At 71.4% G+C, this 17,432-nt stretch carries 12 protein-coding genes; 5 read left to right on the top strand and 7 right to left on the bottom strand.

The window, feature by feature from the left end; all coding sequences use genetic code 11:
* Nucleotides 1-174: 174 nt before the first annotated feature.
* Both ABZ562_RS08290 and ABZ562_RS08285 read right to left on the bottom strand, forming a co-directional pair.
* Nucleotides 175-1,818, bottom strand: coding sequence for an amidohydrolase (locus tag ABZ562_RS08290; RefSeq protein WP_361475501.1), 1,644 nt, complete (start codon nt 1,816-1,818; stop codon nt 175-177).
* A gap of 79 nt (nt 1,819-1,897) precedes the next feature.
* Complete coding sequence (locus tag ABZ562_RS08285) at nt 1,898-2,338, bottom strand: Lrp/AsnC family transcriptional regulator (protein WP_361475499.1); 441 nt, start codon at nt 2,336-2,338, stop codon at nt 1,898-1,900.
* A gap of 217 nt (nt 2,339-2,555) precedes the next feature.
* Here ABZ562_RS08285 and ABZ562_RS08280 point away from each other — a divergent pair, with 217 nt between their 5' ends.
* Nucleotides 2,556-2,930, top strand: a complete 375-nt coding sequence (locus tag ABZ562_RS08280; protein WP_361475497.1) for a hypothetical protein — start codon at nt 2,556-2,558, stop codon at nt 2,928-2,930.
* A 60-nt stretch (nt 2,931-2,990) separates the two neighbouring features.
* On the opposite strand, the gene ABZ562_RS08275 is transcribed toward ABZ562_RS08280, so the two are convergent.
* Entirely contained in the window at nt 2,991-4,163 is a 1,173-nt protein-coding gene (locus ABZ562_RS08275; protein WP_361475495.1) for an acyl-CoA dehydrogenase family protein, read from the bottom strand.
* 348 nt (nt 4,164-4,511) lie between these two features.
* Between ABZ562_RS08275 and ABZ562_RS08270 the strand changes: the two genes are divergently transcribed.
* The 4 genes from ABZ562_RS08270 (at nt 4,512) to ABZ562_RS08255 (ending at nt 9,143) form a co-directional block, all read left to right on the top strand.
* Nucleotides 4,512-5,762: a glycoside hydrolase family 18 protein gene (locus ABZ562_RS08270; protein ID WP_361475493.1), complete on the top strand. Its 1,251-nt coding sequence runs from the start codon at nt 4,512-4,514 to the stop codon at nt 5,760-5,762.
* Between the two features lie 259 nt (nt 5,763-6,021).
* Nucleotides 6,022-6,174, top strand: a complete 153-nt coding sequence (locus ABZ562_RS08265) for a hypothetical protein (RefSeq protein WP_361475491.1) — start codon at nt 6,022-6,024, stop codon at nt 6,172-6,174.
* Between the two features lie 45 nt (nt 6,175-6,219).
* Entirely contained in the window at nt 6,220-7,551 is a 1,332-nt protein-coding gene (locus tag ABZ562_RS08260; protein WP_361475489.1) for a GAF domain-containing protein, read from the top strand.
* 68 nt (nt 7,552-7,619) lie between these two features.
* Nucleotides 7,620-9,143: an aldehyde dehydrogenase family protein gene (locus ABZ562_RS08255; protein ID WP_361475487.1), complete on the top strand. Its 1,524-nt coding sequence runs from the start codon at nt 7,620-7,622 to the stop codon at nt 9,141-9,143.
* 75 nt (nt 9,144-9,218) lie between these two features.
* Here ABZ562_RS08255 and ABZ562_RS08250 read toward each other — a convergent pair whose 3' ends face one another.
* The 4 genes from ABZ562_RS08250 to ABZ562_RS08235 all read right to left on the bottom strand — a co-directional run bounded on the left by ABZ562_RS08250 (nt 9,219) and on the right by ABZ562_RS08235 (nt 16,699).
* On the bottom strand, nt 9,219-10,649 hold the full coding sequence (locus tag ABZ562_RS08250) for an endo-1,4-beta-xylanase (protein ID WP_361475485.1): 1,431 nt from the start codon (nt 10,647-10,649) through the stop codon (nt 9,219-9,221).
* 509 nt (nt 10,650-11,158) lie between these two features.
* A complete protein-coding gene (locus tag ABZ562_RS08245) occupies nt 11,159-12,763 on the bottom strand; it encodes a carboxylesterase family protein (RefSeq protein WP_361475483.1) in 1,605 nt (534 codons plus the stop codon).
* 33 nt (nt 12,764-12,796) lie between these two features.
* The gene (locus ABZ562_RS08240) at nt 12,797-15,211 is read right to left on the bottom strand and encodes a glycoside hydrolase family 3 C-terminal domain-containing protein (RefSeq protein WP_361475481.1); all 2,415 of its coding nucleotides are present in this window, start codon (nt 15,209-15,211) and stop codon (nt 12,797-12,799) included.
* A 114-nt stretch (nt 15,212-15,325) separates the two neighbouring features.
* Complete coding sequence (locus tag ABZ562_RS08235; RefSeq protein WP_361475479.1) at nt 15,326-16,699, bottom strand: prolyl oligopeptidase family serine peptidase; 1,374 nt, start codon at nt 16,697-16,699, stop codon at nt 15,326-15,328.
* Nucleotides 16,700-17,432 lie beyond the last annotated feature (733 nt).

The following is a 17,432-nucleotide window of genomic DNA, read 5'->3' as shown; positions in this document are numbered from 1 at the left end:
CCCCGGTCGGGTGTCCAGTGGTGGACGGGGCCGAACCTACCGGCCACCGACCGGACCCTGTCAACAGTCGCATGACCTGCGCCGTTTCCTCAAATGACCAGGTCAGTACGGACAATGTTCAGCTGTCGCGACAGGCCGGTGGCACATCGTTCGGCGGTACGCGAACGCGTAGCGTCACTCGTCCGGACGGCTGTGCACGGTGCGTCCGCCCACCACCGTGCGCACGCACAGGGGCAGTTGGCGGCCGGGGGTGAGGTCGGGCAGCCCGGGCGTGCCGGAGCGCGGATCGGTCGACCAGCCGGCCACCCGCGTGTCGGGGACCTGGACGACGAGTTCGCCGGTCCGCCACACCGCGTAGTCGGCGGGCGCGCCGGGCACCAGGACGCCCGCGTCGTCCCGTCCGACGGCCCGCCAGCCGCCGCGGGTGTGGGCGGTGAAGGCGGCGCGGGCGGAGACCCGGTGCTCAGGGGTGCGGTGGAAGGCGGCGGCGCGCACGGTGCCCCACGGGTCCAGCGGGGTGACGGGGCTGTCGGAGCCGAGCGCCAGGGGCACCCCGGCCCGCAGCAGCGCCGCGTACGGGTTGAGGGTGCGGGCCCGCCCGGGGCCGAGCCGCTGGGCGTACATGCCCTCCTCGCCGCCCCAGGCGGCGTCGAAGGCGGGCTGGACGGAGGCGGTGAGGCCGAGGTCCGCGAAGGCGGCGATGGTCTCGTCGGTGAGCATCTCGGCGTGTTCGACGCGGTGCCGGGCGGCCCGGACCCGGGCCAGGCCGACCTTGTCGGCGGCGGCCCGTACGCCCTCGACGACGGCGGAGACGGCGGCGTCGCCGATGGCGTGGAACCCGGCCTGGACGCCGCCCTCGGTGCACACGGCGACATGGGCGGCGACGGCGGCCGCGTCCAGGTACCCGGTGCCGGTGTGCGGCGCGTCGGCGTAGGGCTGGTGGAGGCAGGCGGTGTGGGAGCCGAGGGCGCCGTCCACGAAGAGGTCTCCGGCGGCTCCGGCGGCGCCCAGCGCCCGCACCTTCTCCAGGCCGGCGGGGCCGGTCACGGCCTCGGCCCAGTAGCCGTGGACCCGGGGGCCGGCCCCCTCGGCGGCGAGCCGCAGCAGCCCGGTGAGGTCGTCCTCGCCCGAGATGCCGGGGCCCGCGCATTCGTGGACCGAGCCGATGCCCACCGAGGCGGCGTGGGCGAGGGCGGCGCGCTGGGCGTCCTCGCGCTGGCGCGCCGTCACGCTCGCGTACGCGGCGGCGCGCACGGCGTGGTGGGCGTCGGCGGTCAGGGCCGCGTCGGGGGCGTAGCCGGTGCGGCCGGTGATGTCCGGGACGCGGTCGAGCAGCGCGGTGGTGACCACCGCGGAGTGCACATCGGCGCGGCTGAGGTAGAGGGGCCGGCCGCCGGTGGCCTCGTCCAGTTCGGCGCGGGAGGGCGGGCGGCCGCCGGGCCAGCCGCTGGCGTCCCAGCCATGGCCGAGAAGCATCTGGTCGGTGGGGTGGGCGGCGGCGTGCGCGCGGACCCGTTCCAGGGCGTCGGCGAGGGTGGGGGTGCCCGTCAGGTCGAGGCCCGTGAGGGCGAGTCCGGTGGCGGTGGTGTGCACATGCGCATCGGTGAACGCGGGGGTGACCAGCGCCCCGTCCAGCCGCACCACCTCGTCCACGCCGTCGGCGAAGCCGTCCGCGGCGCCCTCGGAGCCGACCCAGGCGATGGTGTCGCCCTCGACGACCATCGCGGTCGCGAACGGATCGGCGGGGCTGTGCACCTCGCCCCCGCGCAGCAGGACGGTGCGGCCTTCGTCGGCCTGGTCGGGGGTCGGGTCGTTCACGGCGGGCTGCCTCGCGGGGTCGGTTTTCGGACGATCCGGGCACCGGGGATCACACGTCCGGCCGGGCCCGTACGGGGGGTCAGACGCGCGGCGGGCGCGCCTCGTACGGAGTGGACAGGACGACGGTGGTGCGGGTGGAGACACCGGCCAGCGAGCGGATCCGGCTGAGCAGGTGCTCCAGCTCCAGCGGGGTGGCGACGCGCACCTTCAGGATGTAGTTCTCGTCGCCCGCGACACTGTGACACGCCTCGATCTCGGGCACCTCGGCGAGCCGGTCGGCGATGTCGTCCGGCGCGCTCGGGTCGAAGGGTTTGACCGAGATGAAGGCGGTCAGGGGCAGCCCCACGGCCTCCGGGTCCACCACGGCCGCGTAGCCGCGGATCACGCCCCGCTGCTCCAGGCGGCGGACCCGCTGATGCACGGCCGATGTGGACAGGCCGGTGGCCTTGCCCAGGTCCGTGTAGCTCATCCGCCCGTCCTTGACGAGCAGCTCCACGATTTGTCTGTCCAACTCCTCCACAGCCGATCACCTTATGTGGTCGGAAGGCTCTCGGCACAGCGGGCACACCCCGTGGATCGGTCCGGAACGCGCAGCATCTGCACGGGGCATGTGACGAACGCCACATCCCTTGGTGGGTGTCCTATGAGATGCGGCGATTACCTATGCGACCGCGAGGGAAATGCTTGCTGTGGTCGAGGCCGACGCGCCTGGCCAGCCCACCCGAGGGGGAAATCTCATGCCCTACGTCGAGCGCCTCGATGAAGGCGACATCGAATCGTACGAAACATACGAAATGTTCCGGGTCATCTGCCCGGACTGCGCGCAGCCCATCGCGCTGCTCGCGGACGAGGACGTTCTCCCGGAGCACGCGCTGTGCCCGTCTCCGTGGAACCCGTTCGGACTGACGGTGTGCGCCGGCACCGGGCGCGGGGTGGCGGACGCCGCCGCCGCGGACGCCTCGCTCGACGCGCACGAGCGGGACGCGGCGCTGCTACTGACGCTGCCGGAGGGGCTGGACTGGCGGAAGCAGCCGTTCTCGCACATCGGCGGCCCGGGCTCGCGCCCGATCAGGACGCCGATGACGGTGCGCCACGCCGCGTCCCGCCCGTAAAGCCCGTAGCGAACGCGAATACGGCGGGGGCCCGGCACGGCCGCGCCCCCTACCGCTCACCTACCGGCTCTCGGGTCCCGCGACACTGCGCGCGATGACCACACGCTGGATCTGGTTGGTGCCCTCCACGATCTGCAGGACCTTGGCCTCGCGCATGTAGCGCTCGACCGGGAAGTCCGCCGTGTAGCCGTAGCCGCCGAACAGCTGGACCGCGTCGGTGGTGACGCGCATCGCGGTGTCGGTGCAGAACAGCTTGGCCATGGCCGCCTGCTTGGAGAACGGCCGCCCCGCGTCCCGCAGCCGGGCGGCGGCCAGGTAGAGGGCGCGCCCGGCCTCGATCTGGGTGGCCATGTCGGCCAGCATGAAGCGCAGCCCCTGGAAGTCGGCTATCGGACGGCCGAACTGCTTGCGCTGCGCGGTGTAGGCCAGCGCCTCGTCCAGCGCCGCCTGCGCGAGGCCGATCGCGCAGGCCGCGATGCCCAGGCGGCCCGCCTCGAGGGCGGACAGGGCGATGGCGAAGCCCTGGCCCTCGTCGCCGATCCGGCGGGTGTCGGGGACCCGGACCCGGTCCAGGTGGATCTGCGCGGTGGGTGACCCGTTCATGCCCATCTTGCGCTCGGGGGCGGCCGCGGAGAGCCCGGGGGCGTCGCCGGGCACCAGGAACGCGCTGATGCCACGGGTGCGCTCGGGGCCGGTGCGGGCGAGGACGGTGTAGAAGTCGGCGATGCCGCCGTGGGTGATCCACGCCTTGCCGCCCTCCAGCGTCCAGGTGTCGCCCTCCCGGGTGGCGCGGGTGGTGAGGGCTGCGGCGTCGGACCCGGAGGCGGGCTCGGAGAGGCAGTACGCGCCGAGCAGCCCGCCGCCGAGCATCGCCGGAAGGTGCTCGGCCAGCTGCTCCTTGGTGCCGTACCGGGCGAGGCCGTGGCAGGCCAGGGTGTGGACGCTGACGCCGAGGCCGACGGTGAGGCGGGCCGCGGCCAGCTCCTCCAGGACCTGGAGATAGACCTCGTACGGCTGGTCGCCGCCACCGAACTCCTCGGGATACACCAGCCCCAGCAGCCCCGACTCGGACAGCAGGGCGAACAGTTCGCGGGGGAAGTGCCCCGCGGCCTCCTCCTCGGCGGCTCGGGGGCGGATCTCCCGGTCGACCAGCTCGCGGACGAGCGAGATCAGGTCGCGGGCTTCCTCGGTGGGCAGTTCGCGTTCCACCGGCTGCGGGCCGTGGTCGGTCATGGCGGCGCTCTCCTCTCCCTGTAGGGCGCGGCGGCGGCGTGCGCGCCCGGTGGGGCGGCGCCGCCGGTGTCCTGCCTCGCCGCCGGTCCTCCCGCCGGATCGCGAACGGGTGATGACCTGCACCGTGGCGGTTGGAGTATGCCCGATCGAGGGGCCCGCGTCACCGATGTATCGATCTTCAACCACATTCCTCCGCCCGGGTGTTGCCCGGACTGGATTGGCCCAGACCATTGACCCCACTGGTCTAGTCCTTCTACCGTTCTCCCACCCTGCCCTGCGCGTGCATGTCAATATCGGGGCAGGTCGTCGGGCACTTCACCTCCCCTCACCCCCCACCGAGGAGAACCCATGCTCAGACCACGCGGAATACGGGCCGCCGTCGCGGCCCTCTCGACAGCGGTGCTGACCGCGACCCTGCTGGCGGGCGCGGCGACGGCCAGCCCGAGCGCCACCCCGGCGGAGCCCCCCACCGCGGCCAAGACCGCGCAGGCGGCCGGCAACAAGGTCGTCGGCTACTTCACCGAATGGGGCGTCTACCAGCGGAACTACCACGTGAAGAACGTGGAGACCTCCGGGTCCGCCGCCAAGCTCACCCACATCAACTATGCCTTCGGCAATGTCACCGGCGGCAAATGCGCGATAGGTGACGCCTACGCCGACTACGACAAGGCCTACGACGCGGCGGGCAGCGTCGACGGCAAGGCCGACACCTGGGACGCCGGGGCGCTGCGCGGCAACTTCAACCAGCTGCGCAAGCTCAAGAAGCTGCACCCGAACCTCAAGGTCCTGTGGTCCTTCGGCGGCTGGACCTGGTCGTCCGGGTTCGGCGAGGCGGCCAGGAACCCCGCGGCGTTCGCCGAGTCCTGCTACAACCTGGTCGAGGACCCGCGCTGGGCGGACGTCTTCGACGGCATCGACATCGACTGGGAGTACCCCAACGCCTGCGGCAACACCTGCGACACCAGCGGCCGGGCCGCGTTCAAGAACCTGATGGCCGCGCTGCGCGCCAAGTTCGGCCAGAACAACCTGGTCACCGCCGCCATCACGGCCGACGCCTCGTCCGGCGGCAAGATCGACGCCGCCGACTACGCGGGCGCCGCGCAATACGTGGACTGGTACAACCCGATGACGTACGACTTCTTCGGCGCCTGGGCGGCCCAGGGCCCGACCGCCCCGCACTCGCCCCTCACCTCCTACAGCGGCCTGCCCCAGCAGGGCTTCTACACCGACGCCGCGATCCAGAAGCTCAAGGGGCTCGGCGTCCCGGCCTCGAAGCTGCTGCTGGGCATCGGCTTCTACGGACGCGGCTGGACCGGCGTCAGCCAGGCCGCCCCCGGCGGCACCGCGACCGGCGCCGCGCCGGGCACGTACGAGGCGGGCATCGAGGACTACAAGGTGCTCAAGAGCAAGTGCCCGGCCACCGGCACGGTCGCCGGGACGGCCTACGCGCACTGCGGCAGCGAGTGGTGGAGCTACGACACCCCCGCCACCATCGCCGGGAAGATGACCTACAAGCAGCAGCAGGGTCTCGGTGGCACCTTCTTCTGGGAGCTGAGCGGTGACACCGGCAACGGAGAGCTGATCAAGTCCATCAGCTGAGCCGGGCAAGAGGTACGAAGGAGCCGGGAGCGCATGCGCTCCCGGCTCCTTCGTACCCGCCGGTAACGCGGCGCGCAAGCGCCTCGCGCGTATGCCGCACGCATGTGCCGAAAACCCGTGTTCCGGTGAACCGATCCGGCGCCGGAGCCGTATCGCAACGCGGCTTGTTCTGACTATTGCGGGGCATCCGCCTCACAAGGAAATCTGAGCGCTGGGGTGGCCCTGACCGGCCCGTTGCGCATGAACCAAAGGATCGATCATGAGTTCCGAGCAGTGCCCGAGCTGTGGCGGCCAACTCGCCGTCAACCAGGACGGGTGGAAGATCTGCCACTCCTGCGGCTACGCCTCACCGCCCGGCTTCGCGCCCGCTCCCGCGCCCGGCGACTGCGTCGCCCCCGCCACCCCCACCTGACCCTGAAGTCCCACCCGCCCCTTCGTACCCGTTGAGCGAGGCCCCGTGGTCAATCCCTGGCTGGCGATGGCATCCGGCACCGATCCGGCGGAGCGCATCCGGGTGGTGCGCCGCGCGCACGAGGTGTTCCTGACGGAGGGGGCCATGGGCCCGGCCGTCCGCCCGGTGGTGGCGGACTCCTGGCGGCGCTCGGCCGACGCCCGGGTGGCGCAGGAGTGCACGGCACCGATCGATCTGGTGGACGACGCGCTGGAGGCGTACCGGGCGGACCATCCGCTGGCCGGGGTGATGCCCCTGTTCCGCGAGCTGCTGGGGAGCATCGCGCACGACGGCGCCCATCTCCTCGCCGTCTGCGACGACCTCGGCCGCATGCTGTGGGTGGAGGGGCACGCGGGGATACGCCACCGGGCCGAGCGGATGAACTTCGTCGCCGGGGCCCGCTGGGACGAGCGCCACGCCGGCACCAACGCGCCCGGCACCGCGCTCACCCTCGACCACGCGGTGCAGATTTTCGCCACCGAGCACTTCAACCGCAGCGTGCAGCCCTGGACCTGCGCCGCGGCCCCCATCCACGACCCGCACTCCGGGCGGCTGCTGGGCGCGGTGGACCTCACCGGCGGCGACCATCTGGCCGCCCCGCACAGCCTCGCCCTGGTCCAGGCGACCGCCCGCGCCGCCGAGGCGCAGCTGGCCGCGCTCGCGCCCCCGGCGCGCGGGCCGCGTGTGGCGCTGACGGCGCTGGGTCGCGACGAGGCGCTGCTGGTCACCGAGGGGCGGCGGCTGCGGCTGGGACGGCGGCACAGCGAGATCATGGTGCTGCTCGCGGGCCATCCGGAGGGCCTGAGCGGCGCCCGGCTGGCGCTGGAGCTGTACGGGCCGCGGGCCGACCACCGCTCGCCGGTGACGCTGCGCGCCGAGATGTCCCGGCTGCGCAGGCTGGTGGGCCCGCTGCTCGGATCGCGCCCGTACCGGCTGTGCGCGCCGCTGCGGACCGATGCGGGCGTGGCGGCCGAGGAGTTGGCGGCCGGTGAGGTGGCCACGGCGCTGCGGGCGTATCCGGGGCCGCTGCTGCCGATGTCGGAGGCGCCGGGGGTGTGCCGGATGCGGCGGGCGTTGGAGGACGGGCTGCGGCGGGCGGTGCTCTCGCGCGGTGACCCGGAGCTGCTGCGGCGCTGGGCGCAGACGTCGTGGGGCGAGGACGACCTGGAGGTGGCGGAGGCGCTGCTGGCCGCCCATCCGCCGCACTCCCCCGGCCGGGCGGCCCAGGCGGCGCGGGTGCGGCGGCTGCGCGAGGTGTACGGAGTGGCGGGCGGCGGCCCGGAGGACAACTGCCGGGAGCACGGGGACGCAACGTCGCCGCAACGTTGCCGCGTCTAGCCTCCCCCACATCTCCGTCCGTCCCGTGGCGGGCGGAGCCCGCAGGCACGACAGGGAGGGCCGCCCCCATGACGCGTTACGCCAACCCCGGCTCCGAGGGATCGGTTGTCAGCTACCAGCCGCGCTACGACCACTGGATCGGCGGGGAGTACGTACCCCCCGCCAAGGGACGCTACTTCGAGAACCCGACGCCGGTGAACGGGCAGCCGTTCACCGAGATCGCCCGGGGCACCGCCGAGGACGTCGAGCGGGCCCTGGACGCCGCGCACGCCGCCGCGCCCGCCTGGGGCCGTACCGCGCCCGCCGAGCGCGCCGCGGTGCTGCTGAGGATCGCCGACCGCATGGAGCAGCATCTGGAGGAGCTGGCGGTCGCGGAGAGCTGGGAGAACGGCAAGCCGGTGCGGGAGACCCTGGCCGCCGACATCCCGCTGGCCATCGACCACTTCCGCTACTTCGCGGGGGCGATCCGGGCCCAGGAGGGCAGTCTCTCCGAGATCGACGAGGACACGGTCGCCTACCACTTCCACGAGCCGCTGGGCGTGGTCGCCCAGATCATCCCGTGGAACTTCCCCATCCTGATGGCCGCCTGGAAGCTCGCCCCGGCGCTGGCCGCGGGCAACGCGGTGGTCCTCAAGCCCGCCGAGCAGACGCCCGCCTCGCTCCACGTCTGGCTGAACCGGGTGGCCGACCTGCTGCCGCCGGGCGTGGTCAACATCGTCAACGGCTTCGGGGTGGAGGCCGGGAAGCCGCTGGCCTCCAACGCGCGCGTCGCCAAGGTCGCCTTCACCGGCGAGACCACGACCGGCCGGCTGATCATGCAGTACGCGAGCGAGAACCTGATCCCGGTCACGCTGGAACTCGGCGGCAAGAGCCCGAACATCTTCTTCGACGACGTCTCCGCCGCCGACGACGACTTCCTCGACAAGGCCCTCGAAGGCTTCACGATGTTCGCCCTCAACCAGGGCGAGGTGTGCACGTGTCCGTCGCGCGCGCTGATCCAGGACGGCCACTACCAGGACTTCATGGACGCGGCCGTGGCCCGCACGGAGAAGATCACCCAGGGGCATCCGCTGGACACCGACACCATGATGGGCGCCCAGGCGTCCAACGACCAGCTGGAGAAGATCCTCTCCTACCTGGACATCGGCAAGCAGGAGGGCGCCCGCGTCCTCACCGGCGGCACCCGCGCGGAGCTGGGCGGCGAGCTGGAGGGCGGCTACTACGTGCGGCCCACCATCTTCGAGGGCGGCAACCACATGCGCGTCTTCCAGGAGGAGATCTTCGGGCCGGTGGTGGCCGTGGCCCGGTTCGCGGACTTCTCGGACGCCATCGAGATCGCCAACGACACGCTGTACGGGCTGGGCGCGGGCGTCTGGACCCGGAACGGCACGGCCGCGTACCGGGCCGGACGGGCGATCCAGGCGGGCCGGGTGTGGACGAACTGCTACCACGCCTACCCGGCGCACGCCGCCTTCGGCGGCTACAAGCAGTCGGGCATCGGGCGCGAGAACCACAAGATGATGCTGGACCACTACCAGCAGACGAAGAACCTGCTGGTCTCGTACTCCCCGAAGAGGCTCGGCTTCTTCTAGAGCCTGAAGCCGGTTGCCAGGAGGCACGGCGGAGTGGAGCCAGGGTCATCCTGGCTCCACTCCGCCGACGTCGCGTCAGGTGCGGGTCCAGCGTTGGTTGTCGCCGTTCGAGCAGGTGTAGAGCTGGATCAGGGTGCCGTTGGCGGTGCCTCCCGCGACGGCGTCGAGGCAGAGCCCGGACTGGACACCGACGATGGATCCGTCGGAGTTAAGGCGCCATTTCTGGTTGTCACCGCCCCAGCAGCTGTAGATCTGGACCTTGGAGCCGTTGCCGGTACCGGCGGCGTCCAGGCACTTGTCGCCGTAGACCCTGAGCTCGCCGGCGTCGGTGTACGCCCACTGCTGATTGGTGCCGTTGTGGCAGTCCCACAGCTGGAGCTGGGTGCCGTCGGTGGTGCTGGTGCCGGGCACGTCCAGGCAGCGGCCCGAACCGACGCCCTTGATCTGTCCGGAATCCGCGGGGGGCGTGGTGGAGCCGCCGTTGAGCGCGTTGAGGACGGCGGTGTAGGCGGGCTTCTTGCTGCCGTTGCCGTTGAACAGCAGCGGCGTCTGCTCCGCTCGCCAGGAGTCGGTGTCGCGCACACCCCAGACGGTGATGCCGAGGCAGCGCGGGACGGCCAGGCAGTCGTTGGTCACGTTGGCGTAGGTCGTGGCCGAGGCGCCCTGGATGTCCAGTTCGGTGAGGGCCACGTCGACGCCGAGGGCGGCGAAGCTCTGCAGGGTGGTGCGGAAGTTGCTGTTGTACGGGCTGTCGTTGTTGAAGTGCGACTGGAAGCCGACGCAGTCGATCGGCACGCCGCGCTGTTTGAAGTCCCGGACCATGGCGTACACGGCCTGGGTCTTGGCCCAGGTCCAGTTCTCGATGTTGTAGTCGTTGTAGCAGAGCTTGGCGGCCGGGTCGGCGGCGCGCGCGGTGCGGAAGGCGACCTCGATCCAGTCGTTGCCGGTGCGCTGCAGGTTGGAGTCGCGCCGGGCTCCCGAATTGCCGTCGGCGTAGGCCTCGTTCACCACGTCCCACTGGGCCATCTTGCCCTTGTAGTGGGCCATGACGCCGTTGATGTGGTCGACCATCGCCTGGCGCAGCGCGCCGCCGCTGAGGCTCTGCATCCAGCCGGGCTGCTGGGAGTGCCAGGCCAGGGTGTGACCGCGTACCTTCTTGCCGTTCTGCACCGCCCAGTTGTAGACACGGTCACCGGCGCTGAAGTTGAACTGACCCCGCTGCGGTTCGGTGGCGTCGATCTTCATCTCGTTCTCGGCCGTCACCGTGTTGAACTCACGGCCCGCGATCGTCGTGTACGCCGAGTCGCCCAGCCTGCCCGAGGCGATGGCGGTGCCGAAGTAGCGGCCGCTCTGCGCCGCCGCGGCGCCGAGCGTGTTCTCGGCGGCGTGTGCGGTCGGCGGCGTGACCAGTGCGGCGACCGCACCGAGGACGCCGACGACCAGCGCCACCAGCAGGCGGCGGATCTTCCGGCGGGTAACGGGTCCGGGAACGGCGTATAAGCCCATGGCTGTGCCTCCAAGGTCATCACGGAAGGACGGCAGTCGCAGGGGGGTGCGCCGTCCACTCCCCCTCGGCAGACGGACACCGGAACGTGACGGGGTGGCGCAGGCTTTGGTGCGCGGATCCGTCGTGCAGCACGGTGAGGTGTTGACGGTGGATCGTCAATACTCCTCACCGAAAAAGTTTCCGTTCCTCTCCCGAAAAATTCCGGAACCCTGGCCAACCGACCGGCGAACCGCTGGCGCCACGAACACGGAGGGGAGGCGCTGTTTGTGGACAGATCGGCCACAGGCCTTGACCAGAGGGCCCCATATTCCTAGCTTGTGGCGCCAGAGCATCCGGAACTTCTTCGAAATATTTCAGGGCTTTCCCTGCCTCCGGCGGCGACTACGGCCTCCTGCCCTACCCCGTCCGGGTCTGCTGACTCCGCGGCGCTGACGGCGTGGCACGAACCCGGCTCCGGTATGGAACCGGCGTGGCGGGCCCAGCGGAAGGCCGAGCCCGCTCGCCCTGCTCAGGAGTGCCGTGTGCCCGGCATCGTGTCCCAGAACGCGCACTGGTGTTCCGTCGCGTACCGGTCGTCGTCGATCAGGGCACTCCTGCCCCCGGCCCGCAGCGACAGCATCAGGCCCTTGCCCCCGTGATAGCCGGGCCAGGCCGTCTGCCGGGCGACGGCCGGCCGGCCGGTCTTGGTGAAGGCGCCCCAGTACCGCGTCATCTCGTGGGCGAGTCGGCGCTCGTCGGCGTTGAACAACGGGGTGATGGGTGTGCCGTTGTTGAAGCTGGGCCAGATGTAGGCGAGTTCCGCGGCGTGGCCGGCCCCCCAGACGTAGCCGGGGATCTGCGTCAGGCCCGGGCCGGTCCGGTGGTCGAACTCGTACGCATAGGTGGGGGTGTACCGCTCGAGGGTCCGGGCGAGCGAGCGGAGCCCGCACCCGCCGATGCCCGCGACACTCCCCGAGTCGGTCATGATCCCGCCGATGAGGTACGCCGCGGTGTACCGGTCGGACGTATCGGGCCAGGGGTAACGGGCGAGGACCTCGTCGGCGCGGGCGCCGGCGAGGTTCTGGACGAAGGCGAGGTAGGCCTCCTTGCCCGCGCCCATGTAGCCCGCGGCGAAGGTGCGGCCCTCGTCACGGTTGGCACCGACGACCATGGGCACGCGGGTGAACCTCCCGCTGTCCAGCGCCTGGCGTATTCCGTTCGGGAAGGTCGGAGTTCCGTCCACGAAGCCGGCCGAGAAGGTCCGGCTCGCGTCGAGGAGCGTACCCGCCGAAGCCGACCGCAGACAGTCGAGGACGGCCGCCCGAGCCGTGCCGTCGCAGCCCGCCCGCCGGGCGAACGCCGTCCCCGCGGCCTCCGCCCGGGCCTGCGGCCCGCTGCGACAGGAGCCGCTCTGGATCATGGCGCGGGCGAACAGCCCGCGCGAGCCGGGCGACACGAGATGACCGCAGACGGACCAGCCGCCCGCGGACTCGCCGTCGATGGTGACCTCACCGGGGTCACCGCCGAAGGCGGCTATGTTGCGCTGCACCCAGCGCAGCGCGGCCTGCTGGTCCATGAACCCGTAGTTGCCGGACTCGCCGCCCTCCTCGGTGAGGGCGGGCAGGCCGAGGAAGCCGAAGGCGCCGAGCCGGTAGTTGAGCGAGACGCCGATGACACCCGTCTCCTTGACGAGCTTCGACTCGTCGTTCTGCGAGCCGCTGCCGTTGGTCAGGCCACCGCCGTGGATGAAGACGTGCACCGGAAGACGGGCGCCGGCCCGCACGCCCGACGGCCGCCACACGTTGACGTCGAGGCAGTCCTCGGTCTCGCTGCGTGGTCCGTTGCCGCTGGGCAGGACGGGGCAGGGGTTGCCGAAGTCGGCCGCCTCCCGCACGCCGGTCCACCGCGCCGCGGGCCGCGGCGGCTTCCAGCGCAGGGAGCCGGTGGGCGCAGCCGCGTAGGGGATGCCGAGGAACCTCTCGACGCCCTTCGAGGTGGCGCCGAGCACGGCGCCCTTGTCGGTGGCCACCGCGGCCGGCGCCGTCGCGGACGCCGTCGCGGGCAGCAGCCCGACGACGGCGAGGGACATGACCAACGCGCCGCCCAGGGCCGTACGGGTTCTGCTGACAGTCATGGATGGGGACCTCTCTGGCCGGATGCCGGGTGGTCAGCGGGTGACCTCGACGCCGCCGTGCAGGGGGAGCGTCCGCGACGAGGAGCCGACCCACACCTCCCGGTGCCCGGTGCCGAGCTCCCAGGCGTGGGAGGAGGTGTTCCAGTACTTCAGCTGCTGTGCGTCGACCTGGATGCGTACGGTCGTCGACTGACCGGCGCGCAGATGCACCTTCTGGTAGCCGCCGAGCGAGCGCACCGCCTGGGGCGCGGTGGTCTTCGGGCTCGCACCGACGTAGACCTGGGCGACCTCGTCACCGTCACGGGTGCCGGTGTTCTTCAGCGTGAACGAGACGGTCAACGTGCCGTGGCTCTGCCGGACCGCCAGGTCGCGGTAGGCGAAGGAGGTGTACGACAGGCCGTAGCCGAAGGGGAACAGCGGGGCGGCCTTCTCCTTGTCGTACCAGCGGTAGCCCACGTAGATGCCCTCGGAGTAGTTCTCCTGGTTGTCCACTCCCGGGTACCTGAGCGGGTCGCCGGCGACCGGTGTGGCGGACTCGCTCGCGGGGAACGTCTGGGTGGTCTTGCCCGACGGGTTCACATCGCCGTAGAGCAGGCGGGCGGTGGCCTCGGCCCCGTTCTCCCCGGGGTAGTACGTGTCGAGCACCGCCTTGACCTTGGACAGCCACGGCATGGTGATCGACGATCCCGTGTTGAGGACGACCAGCGTGTTCGGGTTGGCGTCGGCGACGGCGGAGATGAGCCCGTCCTGGTCGGCCGGCAGGGAGAGGTCCTTCCGGTCGGCGCCCTCGGTACCGTCGTCGTGGGCGAAGACGATGGGGGTCTTCACCTGGCGGGCCAGGGCCACGGCCTGCTCCCGGGCGGCCTGCGCGGCCTGCGGGGTGACCCAGTTCAGCCGGATCTTGGCCGGTGCGCCCTGGATGGCCTGGGCGTTGGCCGCGAAGCGGTGCGTTCCCGCCGTGAGGTGCACCGTGGCACTGCTGGAGCCCAGGAAACCGGTGATGACGCTCTTGCCGTCGATCTTCAGCGCGCCGTACGCGGCGGGAAGGTCGTAGACGAAGGAGTAGTCGCCGTCGGCCGGCACCGTGAGGGTGCCGCTGTAGTCGAAGGGGGCGGCCGGGGTGACGGTGATCGTGCCGTCCGAGCCGGCCGGCAGGGCGGGGCTGAGGGCCGTCGCGGGAATGGGGGCGCCGGTGGTGTCGACCCCGGCCGCGTAGCGCACCGTGGCATTCCGGCCGGCCCGCTGCGTGATGGTATCCAGCGGCGAGGCCGCGGAGTCCGGTACGACGTTGGAGCTGCCGCCGCCGGTGACCTTCGGTGTCTTCGCGGTCGGGCCGATGAGTCCGATGTCGGTGTCCTCGCCGGTCAGCGGAAGCGCCTTGCCGGTGTTCTTCAACAGGACCGAGCCGGACTCGGCCACCTGCTGCGCGACCCTGGCACCGCCCTGCGGGTCGCGTGCGGGCCGCCGGCCCGCGGCGCCGTCGAGGAGCCCGAAGGCGTTCATCTGGCCCAGGATGCGGGCGACCGCGTCGTCGAGCTCCGAGACCGGAATGGTGCCGTTCGTGATCGCGGTCTTCAGTTTGTCGCCCAGAAAGACGCCGCTCGGCATCTCCTGGTCGAGGCCGTTCACGATGTCGGTCGTCGCGTGCGCCGCGCCCCAGTCCGACATGACCCAGCCCTGGAAGCCCCACTGCTCCTTGAGGATCGAGTTGAGCAGTTCGTCGCTGCCGCAGCCGTGACTGCCGTTCACCGAGTTGTACGAGCACATCACCGCACCGGCGCCGGCCTTGACGGCGGCCTCGAAGGCGGGCAGCTCGATCTGGCGCAGGGTCTGCTCGTCGACGTTGACGTTCACCCCCATGCGGTTGTCTTCCTGGTTGTTCTCCGCGTAGTGCTTGACGGTGGCGATCAGGCCCTGGCTCTGAACGCCCCCGATCTCGCCGGACACCATGCGGGAGCTGAGCAGCGGGTCCTCGCTGAAGGTCTCGAAGTTCCGCCCCGCGTACGGCACCCGGATGATGTTCGTCATCGGTGAGAGCAGGACGTCCTGGCCGAGCGCACGGCCGTCGCGTCCGATGACCTGGCCGAAGGCACGGGCCAGCCGGTCGTCGAACGACGAGGCGAGCGCGACCGGCGCCGGCATCGCGGTGGCGTGCGCGTTGACCCGGACGCCCGCCGGACCGTCGGTGAGCCGCAGTTCGGGGATGCCGAGGCGGGGAACCCCGGGGATGTATCCGGCCTGGCCGAGGGCCCGGGGATCGGTGCCTCCATGGACGAAGGACAACTTCTCGTCCAGCGACATCCGGGCGATGAGGGCAGCGACGCGGGGAGAGACGCCGGCGGTGCCCCGGGCGTCACCCGCGCCCACGCCCGAGGCGCCGGGGGCCACGGCCGTGCCCGCGGCAAGGAGCATCGCGCTCGCTCCCGCGATCAGGGCCGTGCGGCGCAACCGGCCTCTCCTGCGACGCCGTACCGATGTCCCATTGGACTCCATGCGGACTCCTCATCAAGGAAAGCATTCGACGGTTTGAGCTGGACCGGGTTGTGTCCGCCGTGCGGCCGGCTACCGGGACTGTTCGAAGAGCCAATCGATGACCACGTCGTTCTCGTACGTCTGGGGCCATGCGAAGTGCGGGTTCACCGGTGTCGTGCCGGGCGTATAGCTCGTGAACAGGACGTGACCGCGCGCGGCCCGGGCCTGCCGCAGCAGCTCCCGCGAGCGGGCCTCGAACTGCGCCTTCGGTAGATCGTTGGCCCACTCTCCGCGGCTGACCGGTGCACCGGCGGCCTCCAGCGCGTTCATCAGCGTCCAGGTACCGGGGTTGCCGAACCGGCCCTCCCGGTAGGGGACGACCGGGTCGTCCACGGAGTGGTCGGCCCACATCGGAATGTGCGTGATCCTCTCCATGGTGGCCGGGTCGCCCCAGCCGGCCGTGGGCAGGGCGGCCGCGAACACCTCGGGTCGCTTCGCCAGCAGGCTGTAGATGCCACGCCCGCCCGAGGACAGCCCGACGACGTAGAGCCGGTCCGTGTCCACGTTGCGGGAGTGCTCGCTCACGAAGGTGTCGATGAGTTCGATGAGCGCGGCCTGGACCTTGGCGTCGGTCCAGTCCGTGCCGTCGGGTCCGTCCATGGGACGGGGCAGGGGGATCTGCGGAGAGAGGACGAACGCGGGGTTGCGGCGCTGTCGTTGCGGCTTGGCGAACGTGACCGCGATCCGGTTGGCGGTGAGCTGGGTCATGTTGTTGTCCGCGACTTCGCCACCGCCGTGCAGGGTGACGACGAGCGGGTACCGCGTGCGCCTGTGCGGATGGCGTACGAATCCCTCGGGCTGGTACAGCCGGAAGTCCAGTTCGAAACCCGCGGAGTCGGTGAAGGAACCGGCGGCGAACGCGTCGACCACGGGAGTGATGATCCCGTTGTTCCGGCTCGCGAAAGGGCCGGCCCTGAGCACCAGTTCACCTCCCGGGGTGCGCACGTCCGCGACCTGTCTGACGGAGTACGCGCGGTCGAGCGGAAGGGGATCGGTGCCGGCGGCCCGCGCGTTGGCGTCGTTCGGGTCGAGTTCGACGATCAGACGGTCCCCCGGCCGCCCGGGAGCGGATCGGTCGTCCACGTCGGCGACGGTGTTGGAGTAGACCCGGGTCACCGTGCGAGCCGCCGTCTGCTTGCCCACCGTGGCCTTCACCTGGAAGGCGGTGGGCTCGATCACCCCGCCGCGAAAGTCGATGCGATGCGAGTACTGGATGGCGACCGCCGCCACCAGCCAATTGTTCCTCGGCGTCACCCGCGTGACGAGGTCCGTTCGCAGGACCGGATGGGGTCCGGAGGCCGCCGTCGTGGTACCGGCGGCCGCGGCGGCCCCCGTGCTCACGGCCGGCGCCGTGACCGCACCTGCCGTGACGGTGAGCACCGTGCGTCTGGTGATCCCTCTCATGGGTCCTCGTCTCAGTCGGTGGGGCACCCGGGGACGGTGGGCGGGGCTGGGGCAGAGCGAGGTGTTACGCGAGAGTGTCGAAGCATTAACGGATCCGTGTCCAGCAACAAACCGAGATCTGTTCATGCGATCAGCGCATCAATGCAAGCAAGTGCGCCCTGTCGTCGTGGGCCGTGGACCCCCTCGCGTCAACTGGCGGCGATCCGGCGCTGTCCCCGTACGGACGCCCTCTTCCCCCTCGGTCAGGACTTCCTCGGCGTGGCTGACCTTCGCCCCCCGTGACGGTGTGCTTGCCGAATCATCTGAGCGGATGAGGTCTTCGGGCAGGACAGGACGAGATGCCGCGCTGTGGCCGGAGCCCGTGCGGCAGCCGCGCCGCCCCGGTGCCGCGGAAATCCGCTGACTGTCCCGTCGACCAGTGAGACGATCGGCGGGGCATGATCTCAGGGCGCCCGCCGGTGCCGCCAGACCGCCTACGCGCTGAAGCAGCACCTTTGCGAACAGCGCGGTGCGGCGCCGACGTCGCCCTCCGGCCCGGCTCCGCAGGGCGGTGACTCGCGGGCAGTCCGAGCCGACCTGCGGCTTCTCCGCTCCCAGGGCTCATTCCGTCGGCCCCGGCCGGATCGCCCGACCGCTTTTTACACGACAACGGACCGGTAGGGAAGACGCCAAGACTAGGGATTCTCGCACTCACTGGGGCCGCTCTTTACACATGCTGTCCCGGCGCAAATAC

Origin of the sequence: Streptomyces sp. NPDC019937 (genome assembly GCF_040631655.1) — a bacterium.
Classification (GTDB): domain Bacteria; phylum Actinomycetota; class Actinomycetes; order Streptomycetales; family Streptomycetaceae; genus Streptomyces.
The sequence above is the reverse complement of the archived record's forward strand: the minus strand, read 5'-3'. Positions and strand labels throughout refer to the sequence as shown.